The sequence below is a fragment of the Desulfosoma sp. genome, assembly GCF_052743555.1.
This window is the reverse complement of sequence record NZ_JBRAHS010000001.1, coordinates 189,880-204,329: the sequence shown is the minus strand read 5'-3', so window position 1 is coordinate 204,329 and position 14,450 is coordinate 189,880. Positions and strand designations below refer to the sequence as shown.

Below are 14,450 nucleotides of genomic sequence, written 5' to 3'. Positions count from 1 at the left end.
GGCAGCGTCGTGTACAAACGGTACCAACACATCCATTTTGTCGGCATCGGCGGCATCGGCATGAGCGGCATTGCCGAGTTGTTGCTGAATCTGGGCTATCGCGTCAGCGGCTCGGATCTTCGAGAAAGCGAGACCACTCGTCGGCTTCGTCACTTGGGCGCTGAAATTTACATCGGACATCACGAAAGCCATGTGCAAGGTGCTGATGTGGTGGTGTTGTCCTCGGCCGTTGCGGAAGACAATGCCGAGGTCGTGGCGGCAAAGAAGTTGGGAAAAGTGCCTGTCATTCGCCGAGCGGAAATGCTCGCGGAATTGATGCGTCTCAAATACGCCGTGCTGGTGGCTGGAGCTCATGGAAAAACGACGACCACGTCCATGATCGCCACTGTTCTTGCTCGAGGAGGCTTGGACCCTACGGTGGTCATCGGCGGCAAGCTGAACGCGTGGGGGACCAACGCGAAACTGGGCGCGGGCGATTTTGTGGTGGCCGAAGCAGACGAAAGCGATGGGACCTTCTTGTTGCTTTCCCCCACCATTGCCGTGGTGACCAATATCGACTGGGAGCACGTGGACTTCTACCGGGATCTGGAACACATTCGAGAAACCTTTTTGCAGTTTATCAACAAGGTGCCTTTTTACGGCCAGGCGGTCCTGTGCCTGGAAGATGCGAACATTCAACATCTGCTGCCTCGCATTCAGAAAAGGTTTGTCACCTACGGGTTTTCATCCCAGGCGGATTTTCAGGCGAGACAAATCACCGTGAATGGCTTGGGGTGCACATACCGCGTCTATCATCAGGACTGCGAACTGGGAGAGATGGTTCTTCCCCTTCCCGGCCGACACAATGTGCTCAACTCCTTGGCGGCCGTGGCGGTGGCCGTGGAGCTGGAATTGGACTGGGATTCCATCCGGTTGGGGATTCAGGACATGACCGGAGTCCAGCGCCGGTTCCAGATCAAGGGCGAACGGGCTGGGGTCTTGGTTCTGGACGACTACGGTCATCATCCTACAGAAATTCGTGCTGTGTTAAAGGCCTTAACGGAAAGTTATCCCCATCGGCGAAAGATCGTAGTGTTTCAGCCCCATCGTTACACGCGGACCCGCGGCCTTTTGGATCAGTTTGCCACCTGTTTTTACCAGTGTGATGTTCTGCTCATCACAGAAATCTATGCCGCCAGCGAACGCCCCCTTGAAGGGGTGACAGGGCGGCGGCTTGCGGACGAGGTGGCCAAGTACGGCCACCACGACATCACCTTTTGCCCGACGCTAGAAGAGACCACCAAGGTGCTTCTGCAGCGGGTTCGACCCGGCGACGTGGTCATGACGCTGGGTGCCGGAAACGTGTGGCAGGTGGGTGAACAACTTTTGGAGCACATATCGGAAGAGGCCTCGGTGGCACGCCGCGGAGCGCGGAGCTGATGGAGTGGGACCGCCTTTTCAGAGATTTTGGTGAAGATGTGGAGGTGCAATGGGATGTTGCAGCCTCCACGTTGAGCACTTTTCGAGTGGGCGGGACGGTTCAGTGCGTGGTGCGACCGAAAACGAAAGCCTTCTTGAAAGCGGTGCTCCAAAGGCTTCGAGCCGAGGGCGTGCCCTGGACCATTCTCGGAAAGGGCAGCAATGTGCTTCTGCCGGACGGTGTCTGGCACCGAGTGGTGATCCTCCTGGACCGGTGTTGCGCGCAGTTCCAATGGCAGCCGTGGGACGATGCCACGGGAATTGTGACAGCGGGTGCCGGCATGCCCCTGTCAAGGCTGCTCAAGCTGTGCATGCGTCACGGCTGGACGGGCTTGGAATTTCTTTCAGGCATTCCCGCAACGGTGGGCGGCGCAGTCATCATGAATGCCGGAACCCGAGCGGGTTCCATAGGGGACGTTCTGCAGCAGGTGCGCTTTCTTGACAAAGACCTTGAAGAACGGGTGCTGCCCCGCACGGCCCTGTCCATGGGTTACCGTAACGGCGGTCTACCTCCACAGGTTGTGCTGTTGGAAGCGGACTTTCGAGTCGTCGTGGCCATGCCCCATCACGTGGCCCAGAGGATTGCCGAGCTGCTCAGGCTACGGCGCCGAACGCAGCCTCGCCGATGGCCTTCCGCCGGGTGCGTGTTTAAGAATCCGGGGCTACAATCGGCGGGTGCCCTCATCGACCAAGCGGGATTCAAGGGGTTTCGTATCGGCGATGCAGAGGTTTCGCAGGTGCATGCCAACTGGATTGTCAATCGAGGACGAGCCACCCGGACCGATGTGCTTCGAGTCATTGAGGCTGTTCGTCAGGGGGTTTGGGAACGGTTCGGCGTGCATCTGGAGCTGGAAGTGCAGGTGCTAGACTGATGCGCCCCAAGAAAAACCGGTACCGAAAGAATCCGCGTCGTGTGGGAGGACCGCTGCATTGGATGCTGGTTCTTATGGCTCTCGGTGTCCTCATGGGGGCGGCGCTGGGCTTGAGCTGCCTTCTTTCCCGAGCTTATGCGGCCCTTTTGAACGCGCCGCTGCTTGGCGTGGAGACCATCGAAATACGCGGGACGGTCAAGTTGGATGAAAAAACCGTTCTCAATGCCCTGGGGGTGCCCAAGGGCGTCAACATGCTCAAGTTGCGGCTGGATTCCTTGGCCCAGCGGCTCCAAAAGCTGCCATGGATCCAATCGGCTCAGGTAGCCGTGTCCCCCAGCGGGCGTCTTGTGGTCTCCATCGATGAGCGCAAGCCTTTGGCGGTGGTCATGGGAACGCGCCCACTGCTCATGGACGAAGATGGAAGGTTGTTTGTGGAGGTCAAGGCCGAATCTTATTTGGAACTGCCCTATGTCACCAAAGTGGGGGAAAGGCCGCTGACATTGGGCGATCGCGTTCCCCAGGCCTTCCTCGATGCCTTTCATGAGCTGCTCAAGGCCATGAAAGGTGATTCGGGTCTAGGCGGCGGTTTTGTGTCGGAAATTCAGTGGGATCCTTTGGAGGGTCTATCGATTTTTGCCAATCCCAAAGGAACCCGAATCCATCTTGGAACCGGGGATTTTTCACACAAGCTGCGGCGCATGCGGGCGGTTTTCAAGGAGGTGGAGCGACGCATGGGTGCGGCCGGCGTTGATGCACTGCTGGCTGTGGATCTGTCCTATCCCGATCGAGCCTACATTCAGGGCCGATTTCAGAAGACGCAGGGCATATGAGCACATGGCCACCCTCGGCGCGATGGGGACCCTGCGGGTCAAGAGGGGATCATGGCAAGAAAAGATGACCTGATCGTCGGCTTGGATCTTGGAACCACCAAGGTGTGTGTCGTGGTCGGCGAAGTGACTCCCGAAGGGATCGATATTGTCGGGGTGGGAACGACTCCTTCAATGGGCATGCGTGGCGGCGTGGTGGTCAACATCGATCAAACGGTGAACGCCATCCGCAAGGCTGTGAGTGAAGCGGAAAGAATGGCGGGGTGCCAGATTTCTTCCGTGTACACCAGTGTGGGTGGAACGCACATCACGAGTCTCAATAGTCACGGCGTCATTGCCATCAAGAGCCGAGAAGTGACGCGCACGGACGTGGAGCGGGTTTTGGAGGCGGCCAAGGCCGTCGCCATGCCCTTTGACCGTCGGGTTCTCCACGTGCTGCCTCAGCAATTCGTTGTGGACGATCAAGAAGGCATCCAGGACCCCTTGGGCATGTCCGGCGTGCGGCTGGAAGCCAAAGTGCACATTGTGACAGGCATCTCCAGTGCCTTGCAAAACATCGTCAAGTGTTGCGAACGGGCAGGATTACATGTGCTGGATATTGTGATGGAATCCTTGGCTTCCAGTGAGTCGGTTTTGGATCCCGATGAGAAGCACCTGGGGGTGGCTCTGGTGGACATGGGGGGAGGCACCACCGATGTGGCCGTTTTTCGCGAACAGGCCATTCGGTATTCCTCAGTGATCGGTCTGGGAGGCAACCATGTGACCTCAGATATTTCCGTGGGGCTGCGAACGGCCATCGATGAGGCGGAAAAGATCAAGCGGCAATACGGCTGCGCGATGATTGAGCGTGTGGATCCACAAGAAGTGATCGCCGTTGGATCCGTGGGCGGACAGAAACCGCGGGAGTTGGCGCGGTCGATTTTGGCGGAAATCATTGAAGCGCGTGTGGAAGAGATTTTGAAAGTCACGGAATTGGAACTCATTCGCTCGGGTTACATGGAGTCCCTTCATGCAGGCGTGGTGCTTACTGGAGGAGTGTCCCTGCTGCCTGGCATTCGGGATTTGGCGGAGCGTGTCTTTGATCTTCCGGTGCGCGTGGGGGTTCCCTATCGGTTCGGCGGTTTGGGCGATGTGGTGAAAAACCCCGTCTACGCCACAGCCACGGGGCTCTTGCTCTATGGATGGCAGCACGGCCCGAGGCTGAGTCGAGGATCATCGGAAGGTTCCTGGTGGCATCGAACCTTGGGGTTTCTCAAAAGGCTTCTCAAAGAGTTTTGATTCTTGGGGCCCATGATCTGCTTCGTCAGGGGCGCATGGGGTCTTCCAAGGGTTGACAGGATGTCTTGCCGATGTTCGGCGGGACGGGGCAACGCCAAAGGCACAGCAAAGGGGAGTGGCCATGGAAAGCAAACCGATGAATGGAGCAAAAATCAAGGTTTTGGGAATCGGGGGTGGTGGCGGCAATGCCGTCAACAACATGATTGCGGCAGGCATGGAGGGTGTGGAATTCATCGCGGCCAACACGGACTTTCAGGTCTTGGAGCGAAACAAGGCCTCCGTACGCATTCAGCTGGGCACCAACCTGACGAAAGGTTTGGGTGCGGGTGGTGATCCGGAAAAAGGCGCCAAGGCCACGGAGGAGGACCTGGACAAGGTCCGAGAAGCATTGCAAGGCAGCGATATGGTGTTCATTACTGCCGGTTTGGGCGGCGGCACCGGGACAGGCGGCGCCCCCATCATCGCCAAGGTGTGCAAGGAATTGGGAGCCCTGACGGTGGCCGTGGTCACCAAGCCTTTCAGTTTCGAAGGCAAAGTGCGGCAGCGCAATGCCGAACAGGGCCTCAAGGCGCTGGGGGAGGTGGTGGACACCCTCATCAGCATTCCCAACAACCGATTAAGCAGCCTGGCCGATCGCCGAGCCACCCTTTTGGAAATGTTCCGAAAAGCGGATGATGTGCTCCTCCATGCCGTCAAAGGCATTTCCGATCTCATCATGAATCCGGGTCTCATCAACGTGGATTTTGCAGACGTCAAGACGGTCATGAGCGAGATGGGCTTGGCCATGATGGGTACCGGCGTGGCTAAGGGAGAAAACCGAGCGGCGATGGCGGCGCAAATGGCCATTTCCAGCCCGCTTCTGGAAGATATTTCCATTCACGGAGCTCGAGCGGCATTGATCAACATCTGCGCTGGTCCGGATCTGGCCATGTACGAGTTTGAAGAAGCGTCCACGATCATTTATAACGAAGTGGACAATGAAGCCCAGATCATCTTGGGAACGACTATTGACGAGACGATGGGCGATGAGCTGCGGGTGACGGTGATCGCCACAGGTATTGGACAACCTAAGCAGCAGGCCAAGCGCGATATGTCGCGGCTTTCCAGGCTGCGCCCCGAACCCGCAATGGAACCCGTGGTGCCGCACATGCCGGAAACAGCGGTGCTGCCGGCTGCAGCCAGCGCCCCCATTCGCGATGATTTGATTCTTGAGGAGCGTCCCAGAAAAAGAAGTTTCTTCAAAAGACTGACAGGAGGATCGGTCGACGAGGAAGATTGGAACATTCCCACCTTCATTCGCAAACAAGCCGACTGAGGTTGTGCGTCCTTCCGTGGCATGACTCCCCGTCCTATGGCCACATGGGAGCGGGATGGGAACCCCCTGCGGCGGAGCACGGCGGTTCCCTCCCGCTTCTAAGAAAGCGGGATGTGGTCCGCTTTGCCTTTCAGGGAGAGGGGGTTACGGCTTGTGCGTGCGAGCGAAGGAGGATTGTCCTCAAGGATCCGTCGGCCTCGCACGTTGATGCGTTGGAAACAGAGGCATCTATCACAGCTTCGGCTGTCCAAAGAAAGGTCCTGGATCTCTCGAAATCCGGGAGGAGCCATCTATATTGTCCTTGCTTTTCCCAACACCTACCATGTTGGCATGTCCAACCTAGGGTTTCAGACCGCGTACCGGCTTTTCAATGACAGTCCTTTGGTAACGTGCGAACGGGTTTTTTATCCCGACCCGGAAGTTCTCTCGGAATATCGATCGGGCAGAGCCCAGCCGCTCTCCATGGAGTCGTCCAGGCCTCTCACGGACTTTCACCTTATCGCCTTTTCGGTGTCTTTTGAAAACGATTATCCGGCTCTTTTGGAAATGCTGCATTGGGCCGGGCTTGCGGTTCGAAGCGCGGATCGATGCGAGAGCAACCCTTTGGTCGCTGCCGGAGGGGTGGCGGTCTTTTTAAATCCGGAACCCTTGGCCGATTTTATGGATTTTTTCTTTATCGGTGAGGCCGAGGGTCTTGTGGATTCTTTTGTGCGCGCTTGGACTGAAGGTGCAGCGGCATCGCGCCAAGAAATGCTGGAGCATCTGGCCGTGCATTGCCCCGGCATTTATGTGCCTCGGTTGTACACTCCTATTTACGGGCCGACGGGCGTTTTGCAGAGCATGCAGCCGAAGGGCAAAGCGCCGCCAAAGGTTCAACGGGTCAAGGTGGATCTGGCCGCCATAAAGCCTGCTCATTCGGTCATCATCACCGAAGAGACGGAATTTTCTGGGACGGCTTTGATCGAAATCGGTCGCGGTTGTGGTCGCGGCTGCCGGTTTTGTGCGGCGGGTTTTGTTTACAGGCCGCCTCGGTTTCATACCTTCGAGGCGATAAGTTCCATTGTGGCAGGGTGGATACCGCACACGAGGCGCATCGGCCTCGTCAGTCCGGCCGTATCCGATTATCCTGACATGGATCAGCTATGCCGGCGCCTCCTGGAATGGGGCCTGGAAGTGCATTTTTCATCTCTGCGCGCGGATAAGGTGTCCCCGGACATTTTGAAGGCTCTGGGCGAAAGTGTTCTCAAGGCCGTCGCCATAGCCCCGGAGGCGGGTTCCGAACGCTTGCGTGCCGTGATCGGCAAGCACCTCACGGACGAAGATGTCCTTTCGGCGGCGGAGCGGCTTGCCGAGTGCGGGGTGCAGCATTTGAAGCTGTATTTTATGATCGGCTTGCCTTCGGAGACCCGCGAGGATTTGGCAGCCGTGGTGGATTTAGTCAAGAGGGTCAAGCACCGGGTGCTGGAGCGTAGTCGAGGCCGTAAGAAAATGGGGCTGATTACCTTAAGTGTTCATTCTTATGTCCCAAAACCGTTCACGCCTTTTCAGTGGGCGGCCTTTGCTGGTGTGAGCGATCTCAAAGTCAAGGCCAAATGGCTGCAGCAGGCCCTGGGCAAAGTGGCCAATGTCCGCGTCCATTTTGATCTGCCCAAATGGGCGTATGTGCAGGCGCTGCTGAGCCGAGGGGATCGAAGGGTGGGCGAATTGCTGGAAAAAGTGGTCCTAAAGGGCATCAGTTGGAGCCAGGTGGCGAGGGAGTCGGTGCTGAATCCGGATTTTTGGGTGATGCGGGAAAGGGAACCCGACGAGGTTTTTCCTTGGGAGATTGTGGATCACGGTGTTAAGCGGGCCTTTCTGCGGAGTCAATACGAAAGGGCCATGCGGGGCCTTCCCTCGGCACCCTGCGTTCAAGAACCAGGATGCCGGAGCTGTGGCGCCTGTGGGCGTGCCTAACTCAAAGGTCCCTCGTGAGAGCGCTCAGGGCATGGACAGTGATGGATTTCTCTGACACGCTTCGTTGGTTGTGTTAAGTTTGAGTGAGCAAGACCGTAGCCAAAGTGTTCTAAGAAAGCCGATTCGGCTTGCAAGCGGGCTACCATGAAAACGCCCGCAAATCTCACTTTTGGAAGGAAATCACCATGACCTCGAACCGCAACGACTATTACGCCATTCTGGGAGTCTCCCCCGAAGCGTCACCGGAGGCGATCAAGAGGGCTTTCAGAAAATTGGCTCTGGAAACCCATCCCGACCGTAATCCGGGAGACCGTCAAGCGGAAGAACAATTCAAGAAAATCAACGAAGCCTACGGCGTATTGTCGGATCCTCAGAAAAGGGCAGAATATGACCGTTATCGGGCCATGGGCCATGGGCCCGGCGCCGCCTATGGACGTGCTAGCGGCTTTAACTATAGTCAAGAAGACATTTTTCGCGACTTTTTCACAAGCCGACAGGCTCAGGAAATTTTTGCGGAGATGCGTCGAGAATTCGAGCGCATGGGCTTTCGTTTTGATGAGGGTTTTTTGAACAATATCTTCTTTGGAGGCAGGACTTTTGTTTTTCGCACCACCCTGTGGGGAGGGCCGGAAGGTGTGCGCGTCTATCGTTCCACGGGACGACACACCATGGAATCCCCATCAAGTCGGCCTGCGGATTTTTCACAGCGGCCATCCACATCTTCGCTGGTCCTGCCTGTTTTAAAGATGGGAGCTTCCTTGCTCTATCAAGCTGGAAAAAACCTGGGCAAGCGCTTGGTGCGCAAGGCTTTGGAATGGGTCGGTGTGGGAGGCAAGGAGCATGGAGCCGACGGGGAAGGGGCGGGCCATGCGGATGTGGTGTACCGGCTGACCATTGATGTGGAGGAAGCCCTACACGGTGCGGTTATGGAAGTGGCTTTGCCCCATTTGGAGAATAAGCGGGTCGCGGTGAAAATACCTCCGGGCGTTTCCAGCGGCACGCGTCTGAGACTGCGAAATCTTGGAAAGACTATACGGCATCACGGTGTGCCGGTGCAGGGAGACACTTACATTGAGCTGCGGGTCGAAGGCGGGTGACAATGCGGTGTGGTGGCTTTTAAAAGCGCACGCCAAGGCCGACACTTTGGGACAAAGGAGCGAAAGCTGTGCTGGAATTGATCAGAAAAGGGCTATTGGCGAGCCTGGGTGCCGTGGTGATGACCAAGGAACGCGTTGAAAAAGCGACCAAGTCTTTGGTCGAGGAGGGCAAGCTGTCGCGAGAGGAAGCGGACAATCTGGCGGAGGAACTCATTCGCAGCGGGGAGCGGCAATGGGAGGAGATTCAGCACTCGCTCAGCGAAAACATCAAAAAGGCGGTGGAGCGGGTTGATGTGGCGCGACGCAGTGAGCTGGAGGGCGTCAAAGACCGACTGGAAAACCTGGAAAAGCGCGTCTCAATGCTGGAGGAACGTCTGAGCAAGGTCTGACAGTGAGGGCTTAAGAGTGCCTCGGCACACGAGGGAGCCGCGTGGATTTCAAAACCATCATGCACCTAGGGCGATTCAAAGACATCGCCGTGATTCTCTTTCGATACGGTTTCGATGATGTCCTGAACCGCCTGGGATTTCCCACCCGCCATCTGCCGGGCGTTCGCCATTCCCTAGAGCTCGAAACGAGCACCTTTGAACGAATCCGCCGGGCTCTTGAAGATCTGGGTCCGACCTTTGTTAAGTTCGGCCAGATGATGAGCCTTCGGCCGGATCTTTTGCCCTATACCCTGATCCAGGAGTTGAGAAAGCTTCGAGATGAGGTTGCGCCGGTAGCTTTTTCGGAAATCCGTGTGGTTTTAGAACGATCCCTGAGCGAGCCCCTGGAAGACATCTTTTCCCAGTTTGAAGAAGAACCTTTGGCATCGGCATCCATGGCTCAAGTGCATCGGGCCGTGCTGGCTCGGTCCGGACAGGCCGTGGCGGTGAAAGTGCAGCGCCCCGGCATTGGTCAAGTCATCAAAAAAGACCTTTATATTTTAGAGATTGTTGCCCAAGAAATTCATGAAAGGCTCGAGGATTTTCAGGTCTATGAACTTCCTAACCTGGCCCGGGAACTGCGACGCACCATGACGCGTGAGCTGGACTTTACCCTGGAAGCAAGAAATATTCGTATCTTTCGAGCCAACTTTCAAAACGTCGACCACTGTTTTGCCCCAGGCGTCGTGGACCCATATGTGCGCCGACACGTACTCACCATGGAACTCATCCAAGGCCGGCGACTTTCCGAGGTGATGGCCCGGACAGACACGCCGGAAAAACTCCGGTTGGCCCGCTTAAGCCTTAAGGCCATGGTCAAGCAAATTCTTGAAGACGGTTTCTTTCATGCCGATCCCCATCCTGGCAACATCTTGGTCACGGATGAAGGGGCCATCTGCCTCCTGGATTGGGGCATGGTGGGGCGTCTTAGCCGGGAAATGCGTTATGAGATCATCGACCTCATTCATGCCATTGTGGAAAAGGACAGTGATAGGGTTTTGGAAATCGTCTTGGCCCTGGCCCGGGGCGGGGGTAGTGTCGAGGACCGTAGGCTGATTCACCGGGAAATTTTGGACCTTCTCGACGCCTATCACGGCATTCCTTTAGAACAGCTGGATCTGGGTTCATTACTTTTGGATATCGCCACTTTACTACGGGATTACAAACTCCACTTGCCGTCGGATCTGGCTATGATGATCCGTGCTCTTATTACGGCCGAAGGCACGGCTAGAGAATTGGCGCCGGAGCTCAATGTCATCGAGGAAGCCGAAGATCTGGTCAAACGTTTGTCTATGGAGCGATGGAAGCCTCCGGAGCTGTTGCGAAATGTGCGACGCACTTTGCGGTATCTTGGGCAAATGCAAAGGGAAGGGCCGCCGCGCATCTTAAAGATTCTTGAAAAAATCCAACGAGGGGACTTGAATGTTCGCTTTCAGCACGAAAATTTGGGCGATCTTCGGCGCACGTTGGACAGCATGTCCAATCGATTGACCTTGGGGCTTATTGTCGCGGCCATGATTATCGGTTCATCCATGATCATCACCACCGGGGTGGAACCTTACTTGTTTGGTTATCCGGCGCTGGGCATCATCGGATACCTTGTCTCAGGGCTTTTTGGCCTCTGGCTTATCGTAACCATTGTTCGTTCCCGCCGTTTTTGAACATAGTCAAAAGAAGCAGCCCGCTTGCACGGCTCTTCGTAAAAAAGGGCCCGGTTGGGCCCTTTTTTATTGGTTCCGAGGGCGAAGGTCGGCCTTGATTTTCAGCCGCATGAACTCCCACAGGAAGCCCCGCATCCTCCACCGCCGATGGGAACTTCTGACAGCACACGAAAACCGGAAACCATACCGTGATCCACGAAGTCCACGGTCAAAGCCTTGGTCAGCTCTAACAATTGGCGATTCACCACCAGAGTAAAACCATTGACCTTGAAGACAGCATCCGCGTTCGTAGGTTCATCCAGAACCATGGCCAGCGACGGACCGCTTCATCCGCCCTGCTGCAAAAATATGCGAATGGGGTGGACTTCTTTGCCCTGGAAGTATTCCTTGAGAACTTCTTCCGCTTTGGGTGTCATGTGAACCATTGTACTCTCCTTCTTTTTCAAGGCGTTTTCACTCCATTATGTACAGCCTTGCGCCGTGTCAACTGGAGCAGGCGCGCAGCTTAGCAACAACGGGTCAAATTGAGAAGAAAGATTTGCAGGGCGCCGTGAAGGGGCGGCGACCTCACGGGTTGTTTCCTGGCAACGAATCCGGCTAGAATCGGGTTCACGGCGCTACCCAGGCGCCTCGTGCATCGGATTCATGGAGGGTGGTGTGGAAGGCGCTCAATGGCAGCGCACACTGTGGATCATGTTTGTGGCCCAGCTTGTTTCGGCTGTGGGATTTTCCGTAATCTTCCCCTTCCTTCCGCTCTACGTCCAGGAGCTGCCATCCCTCTGGCATGTGAACGCCAAGCTTTTAGCTGGACTCGTTTTTTCCGCTCAGGCCGTGACCATGATGGTGGCTTCACCCATCTGGGGAGCTTTGGCGGATCGTTTCGGCCGAAAACTCATGGTGGAACGCTCCCTTTTTGGAGGTGCCGTGGTGATGGCGGCCATGGCCTTTGTGGGCTCCGCCGAGGAACTGGTGGGCCTTCGAGCGCTGCAGGGCTTAATCACGGGCACCATTTCCGCCGCCAATGCTCTGGTGGCGGCTTCAGCACCGCGGCAGCGCATCGGGTACGCTATGGGTGTGATGCAAGTGGGCCTCACAGGAGGCATTGCCATCGGGCCTTTGCTTGGTGGCATTTTGGCTGACACGCTGGGCTATCGTGTCGCTTTTTGGGTCACCAGCGCCCTTCTGGCCACCGCTGGAGTGCTGGTGGCGGTGGGGGTTGAGGAAGTGTTTGAGGCCCCTTTGAAGGCACCACGAGGCGGAGTTTCTTTGGGGTTGTATGCGTCCTGGCGAAGCGTGCTGCGACGTCGCGGCGTCGGCACGGCCTACGGACTTCGCTTTTTAGCCTATCTCGGTCGAATGATGATTGTGCCCATTGCCCCATTTTTCATTCAGACCCTCTTGGAAGCTGAAGCATCCGTCAACACCTTTACCGGCCTGGTCTTTGCCGCGGTGGCGTTCATGAGCGCTGTTTCCGCCGTGCTGTGGGGAAAGCTTGGAGACCGCATCGGCCACCAACGGGTCTTGGTAATGTGCGCCCTTTTGAGTGGGCTGGCGTATCTTCCTCAGAGCCTGGTTCAGGAAGCGTGGCAGCTTTTGGCATTGCAGGCTCTCTTTGGACTGGCCCTGGGTGGCACGCTGCCTTCCACAAGTGCTCTTCTGGCGGCCTACACAGCGCAGGGAGAGGAGGGATCCGTGTATGGTTTGGACAGTTCCGTGGTGTCCGGATCCCGCGCTGTGGCGCCGCTTCTAGGCGCCGCCGTGGCGCAGGGTTTTGGGCTTCGGGCCACCTTTACAGCCACGGGGATTCTTTTTCTTGCCATGGGCCTTTTGGGGCTTCGAGCGCTTCCGGCTTCAAGTCGGACCGGAGCTTCCAAAGCTTCCTTTTCAGGTGATGTGGGTGAAATCCCCGTGCCGTTCAACGGAGTTCCTCGGTCTTCAGGCGGGCAAAGGCCTGAACGATGATATCGGGGTCGCCCTCTTGAAGGGTTCGCACGTCCATGAGGAATCGGTCGGACTCGATGCGGCCGATGATGGGGGGGGAGTTGGCCCTAAGGAACTTTTCCAATTGATTGGCGCTCCATGGCTTGGACGACACGGCAACAGCGAAAGTGGGCACATTTCGTTCCGGTAAGGCGCCGCCACCCACCTGGGAAAAGCTTTCCACCACCTGAACGCTCATGAATGGGGCGCCGACGGCTTCTTGAATGCGCTGAGCCAGGCGCAGTGCCTGATCCTTGAGGGATTCCAAAGGTCGAGCGATCATGGCCAAAGTGGGAATGCGGCGCCAGGCCGTGGGCTCGTCTCGATAGAGGCGCAGGGTGGCCTCCAGAGCGGCCAGAGTCATCTTATCCACCCGCAGAGCCCGGGTCAGAGGATTTTTTTTGCACAGCGCGATGATCTCTTTGCGTCCGAGAATGATTCCGGCTTGTGGCCCTCCAAGGAGCTTGTCTCCGCTGAAGGTCACCACATCCACCCCGGCTCGCACCGCGTGCTGGGCCGTCGGTTCTTGAGGCAGGCCGACCGAGGCAATATCCACAAGGGAACCGCTGCCCAGGTCTTCCATGACCAAAAGATTGTGACGGCGCGCCAAACGAACCAAGTCCTCCAGGGCAACTTCCGCCGTAAATCCCACCAGGCGATAGTTGCTGCAATGCACCTTCATCAAAAGGCGCGTGTGTTCTCCGATGGCTCTCTCATAATCATAGAGATGTGTGCGGTTGGTGCATCCGACTTCTCTCAGAATGGCTCCGCTGGCCGCCATGACGTCAGGAATGCGAAAGGATCCACCGATTTCCACCAGTTGACCCCGTGACACAATGACTTCCTGACCCTTGGCGAGAGTATTGAGCACCAATAAGACGGCCGAGGCGTTATTGTTAACCACAAGGGCGGCTTCGGCTCCGGTGATTTCTCGAAGAATGGCTTCCGCATGGACGTATCGGGATCCGCGGCGGCCGTTGACCAGATCGTATTCCAGGTTGGAATAGGTGCGGCAGACCACCTGAAGCCTTTGCAACGCCTCTTCGGCTAAAAGGGAACGTCCAAGATTGGTGTGCACCACGATCCCCGTCGCGTTGACGAGGGGCTGCAGGGTGAAAGCGTTTTTTTGCGCGCACAACGCCGACGCCCTTTGGACCAGTTCCGAAATCGAGGGCACAGGCGGCAGGGGATCCTCTTGGGAAGAAAGCAGCTGGCGTCGAGCCTCCTCCACCACTTCCCGCAGGCTTTCCACCACGATTTTTCGAGGAACATTGGACAGAAGTTCGTGAATGTCCGGATGCTTGAGGAGTTGATCCACGCTGGGCAGTTGGCGAAGTCGGTCCTGAAGACTGGCGCCTGAATGGCTTAGCATCTTGGTGCTCCACGTCCATAAAGTGTCAGGGATTATGGCCTTTTTTCTCATGCCGGCTCAATGAACGTCGATCCTTAAATATAATAAAATGCCTCAAACAGCCCTTCAATGCCAGGAGTTTTTTTGATGACAAAAGCTGCCCAAGAGTGGAAAAAGCTTCGTCTTTACGGAAGAACGGTTCGGGATTATTGTGGGATCAAAAAACGCGG

At 56.7% G+C, this 14,450-nt stretch carries 12 protein-coding genes; 10 read left to right on the top strand and 2 right to left on the bottom strand.

Annotation, left to right across the window (positions count from 1 at the left end; all coding sequences use genetic code 11):
* Nucleotides 1–9: 9 nt before the first annotated feature.
* From murC to ACUVSA_RS00900, 9 genes are all read left to right on the top strand, one after another.
* On the top strand, nucleotides 10–1,419 hold the full coding sequence (murC, locus tag ACUVSA_RS00940; RefSeq protein WP_445893440.1) for a UDP-N-acetylmuramate--L-alanine ligase: 1,410 nt from the start codon (nucleotides 10–12) through the stop codon (nucleotides 1,417–1,419).
* Complete coding sequence (gene murB, locus ACUVSA_RS00935; RefSeq protein WP_445893439.1) at nucleotides 1,419–2,330, top strand: UDP-N-acetylmuramate dehydrogenase; 912 nt, start codon at nucleotides 1,419–1,421, stop codon at nucleotides 2,328–2,330. Before murC ends, murB begins: the two co-directional genes overlap by 1 nt.
* Nucleotides 2,330–3,160 carry a cell division protein FtsQ/DivIB gene (locus ACUVSA_RS00930; RefSeq protein WP_445893438.1) on the top strand — a complete coding sequence of 277 codons (831 nt, stop codon included), beginning with the start codon at nucleotides 2,330–2,332 and terminating at the stop codon, nucleotides 3,158–3,160. The genes murB and ACUVSA_RS00930 overlap by 1 nt, the downstream gene beginning before the upstream one ends.
* 51 nt (nucleotides 3,161–3,211) lie before the next feature.
* Nucleotides 3,212–4,435, top strand: a complete 1,224-nt coding sequence (gene ftsA / locus ACUVSA_RS00925) for a cell division protein FtsA (RefSeq protein ID WP_445891430.1) — start codon at nucleotides 3,212–3,214, stop codon at nucleotides 4,433–4,435.
* A gap of 121 nt (nucleotides 4,436–4,556) precedes the next feature.
* The gene (gene ftsZ, locus ACUVSA_RS00920) at nucleotides 4,557–5,750 is read left to right on the top strand and encodes a cell division protein FtsZ (protein ID WP_445893437.1); all 1,194 of its coding nucleotides are present in this window, start codon (nucleotides 4,557–4,559) and stop codon (nucleotides 5,748–5,750) included.
* Nucleotides 5,751–5,957: 207 nt separating this feature from the next.
* Nucleotides 5,958–7,703, top strand: a complete 1,746-nt coding sequence (locus ACUVSA_RS00915; RefSeq protein ID WP_445893436.1) for a radical SAM protein — start codon at nucleotides 5,958–5,960, stop codon at nucleotides 7,701–7,703.
* Between the two features lie 185 nt (nucleotides 7,704–7,888).
* The gene (locus ACUVSA_RS00910) at nucleotides 7,889–8,800 is read left to right on the top strand and encodes a DnaJ domain-containing protein (RefSeq protein WP_445893435.1); all 912 of its coding nucleotides are present in this window, start codon (nucleotides 7,889–7,891) and stop codon (nucleotides 8,798–8,800) included.
* Nucleotides 8,801–8,868: 68 nt separating this feature from the next.
* The gene (locus ACUVSA_RS00905; RefSeq protein ID WP_445891434.1) at nucleotides 8,869–9,189 is read left to right on the top strand and encodes a phasin family protein; all 321 of its coding nucleotides are present in this window, start codon (nucleotides 8,869–8,871) and stop codon (nucleotides 9,187–9,189) included.
* 41 nt (nucleotides 9,190–9,230) lie between these two features.
* A complete protein-coding gene (locus tag ACUVSA_RS00900) occupies nucleotides 9,231–10,889 on the top strand; it encodes an ABC1 kinase family protein (RefSeq protein ID WP_445893434.1) in 1,659 nt (552 codons plus the stop codon).
* Between the two features lie 101 nt (nucleotides 10,890–10,990).
* Here ACUVSA_RS00900 and ACUVSA_RS00895 read toward each other — a convergent pair whose 3' ends face one another.
* Nucleotides 10,991–11,314 carry an IscA/HesB family protein gene (locus tag ACUVSA_RS00895; protein WP_445891436.1) on the bottom strand — a complete coding sequence of 108 codons (324 nt, stop codon included), beginning with the start codon at nucleotides 11,312–11,314 and terminating at the stop codon, nucleotides 10,991–10,993.
* 220 nt (nucleotides 11,315–11,534) lie between these two features.
* Between ACUVSA_RS00895 and ACUVSA_RS00890 the strand changes: the two genes are divergently transcribed.
* Nucleotides 11,535–12,851 carry an MFS transporter gene (locus ACUVSA_RS00890; RefSeq protein WP_445893433.1) on the top strand — a complete coding sequence of 439 codons (1,317 nt, stop codon included), beginning with the start codon at nucleotides 11,535–11,537 and terminating at the stop codon, nucleotides 12,849–12,851.
* On the opposite strand, the gene selA is transcribed toward ACUVSA_RS00890, so the two are convergent.
* Complete coding sequence (gene selA / locus ACUVSA_RS00885) at nucleotides 12,805–14,241, bottom strand: L-seryl-tRNA(Sec) selenium transferase (protein WP_445893432.1); 1,437 nt, start codon at nucleotides 14,239–14,241, stop codon at nucleotides 12,805–12,807. The genes ACUVSA_RS00890 and selA overlap by 47 nt on opposite strands.
* Nucleotides 14,242–14,450 lie beyond the last annotated feature (209 nt).

What these genes read in the sequence shown, in the direction of transcription:
- ACUVSA_RS00915 (WP_445893436.1), top strand. Translation starts at nt 5,958, where the DNA reads ATGCGTTGGAAACAGAGGCATCTATCACAGCTTCGGCTGTCCAAAGAA.
- ftsZ (WP_445893437.1), top strand. Translation starts at nt 4,557, where the DNA reads ATGGAAAGCAAACCGATGAATGGAGCAAAAATCAAGGTTTTGGGAATC.
- ACUVSA_RS00930 (WP_445893438.1), top strand. Translation starts at nt 2,330, where the DNA reads ATGCGCCCCAAGAAAAACCGGTACCGAAAGAATCCGCGTCGTGTGGGA.
- ftsA (WP_445891430.1), top strand. Translation starts at nt 3,212, where the DNA reads ATGGCAAGAAAAGATGACCTGATCGTCGGCTTGGATCTTGGAACCACC.
- murB (WP_445893439.1), top strand. Translation starts at nt 1,419, where the DNA reads ATGGAGTGGGACCGCCTTTTCAGAGATTTTGGTGAAGATGTGGAGGTG.
- ACUVSA_RS00910 (WP_445893435.1), top strand. Translation starts at nt 7,889, where the DNA reads ATGACCTCGAACCGCAACGACTATTACGCCATTCTGGGAGTCTCCCCC.
- ACUVSA_RS00890 (WP_445893433.1), top strand. Translation starts at nt 11,535, where the DNA reads ATGGAGGGTGGTGTGGAAGGCGCTCAATGGCAGCGCACACTGTGGATC.
- selA (WP_445893432.1), bottom strand. Translation starts at nt 14,241, where the DNA reads ATGCTAAGCCATTCAGGCGCCAGTCTTCAGGACCGACTTCGCCAACTG.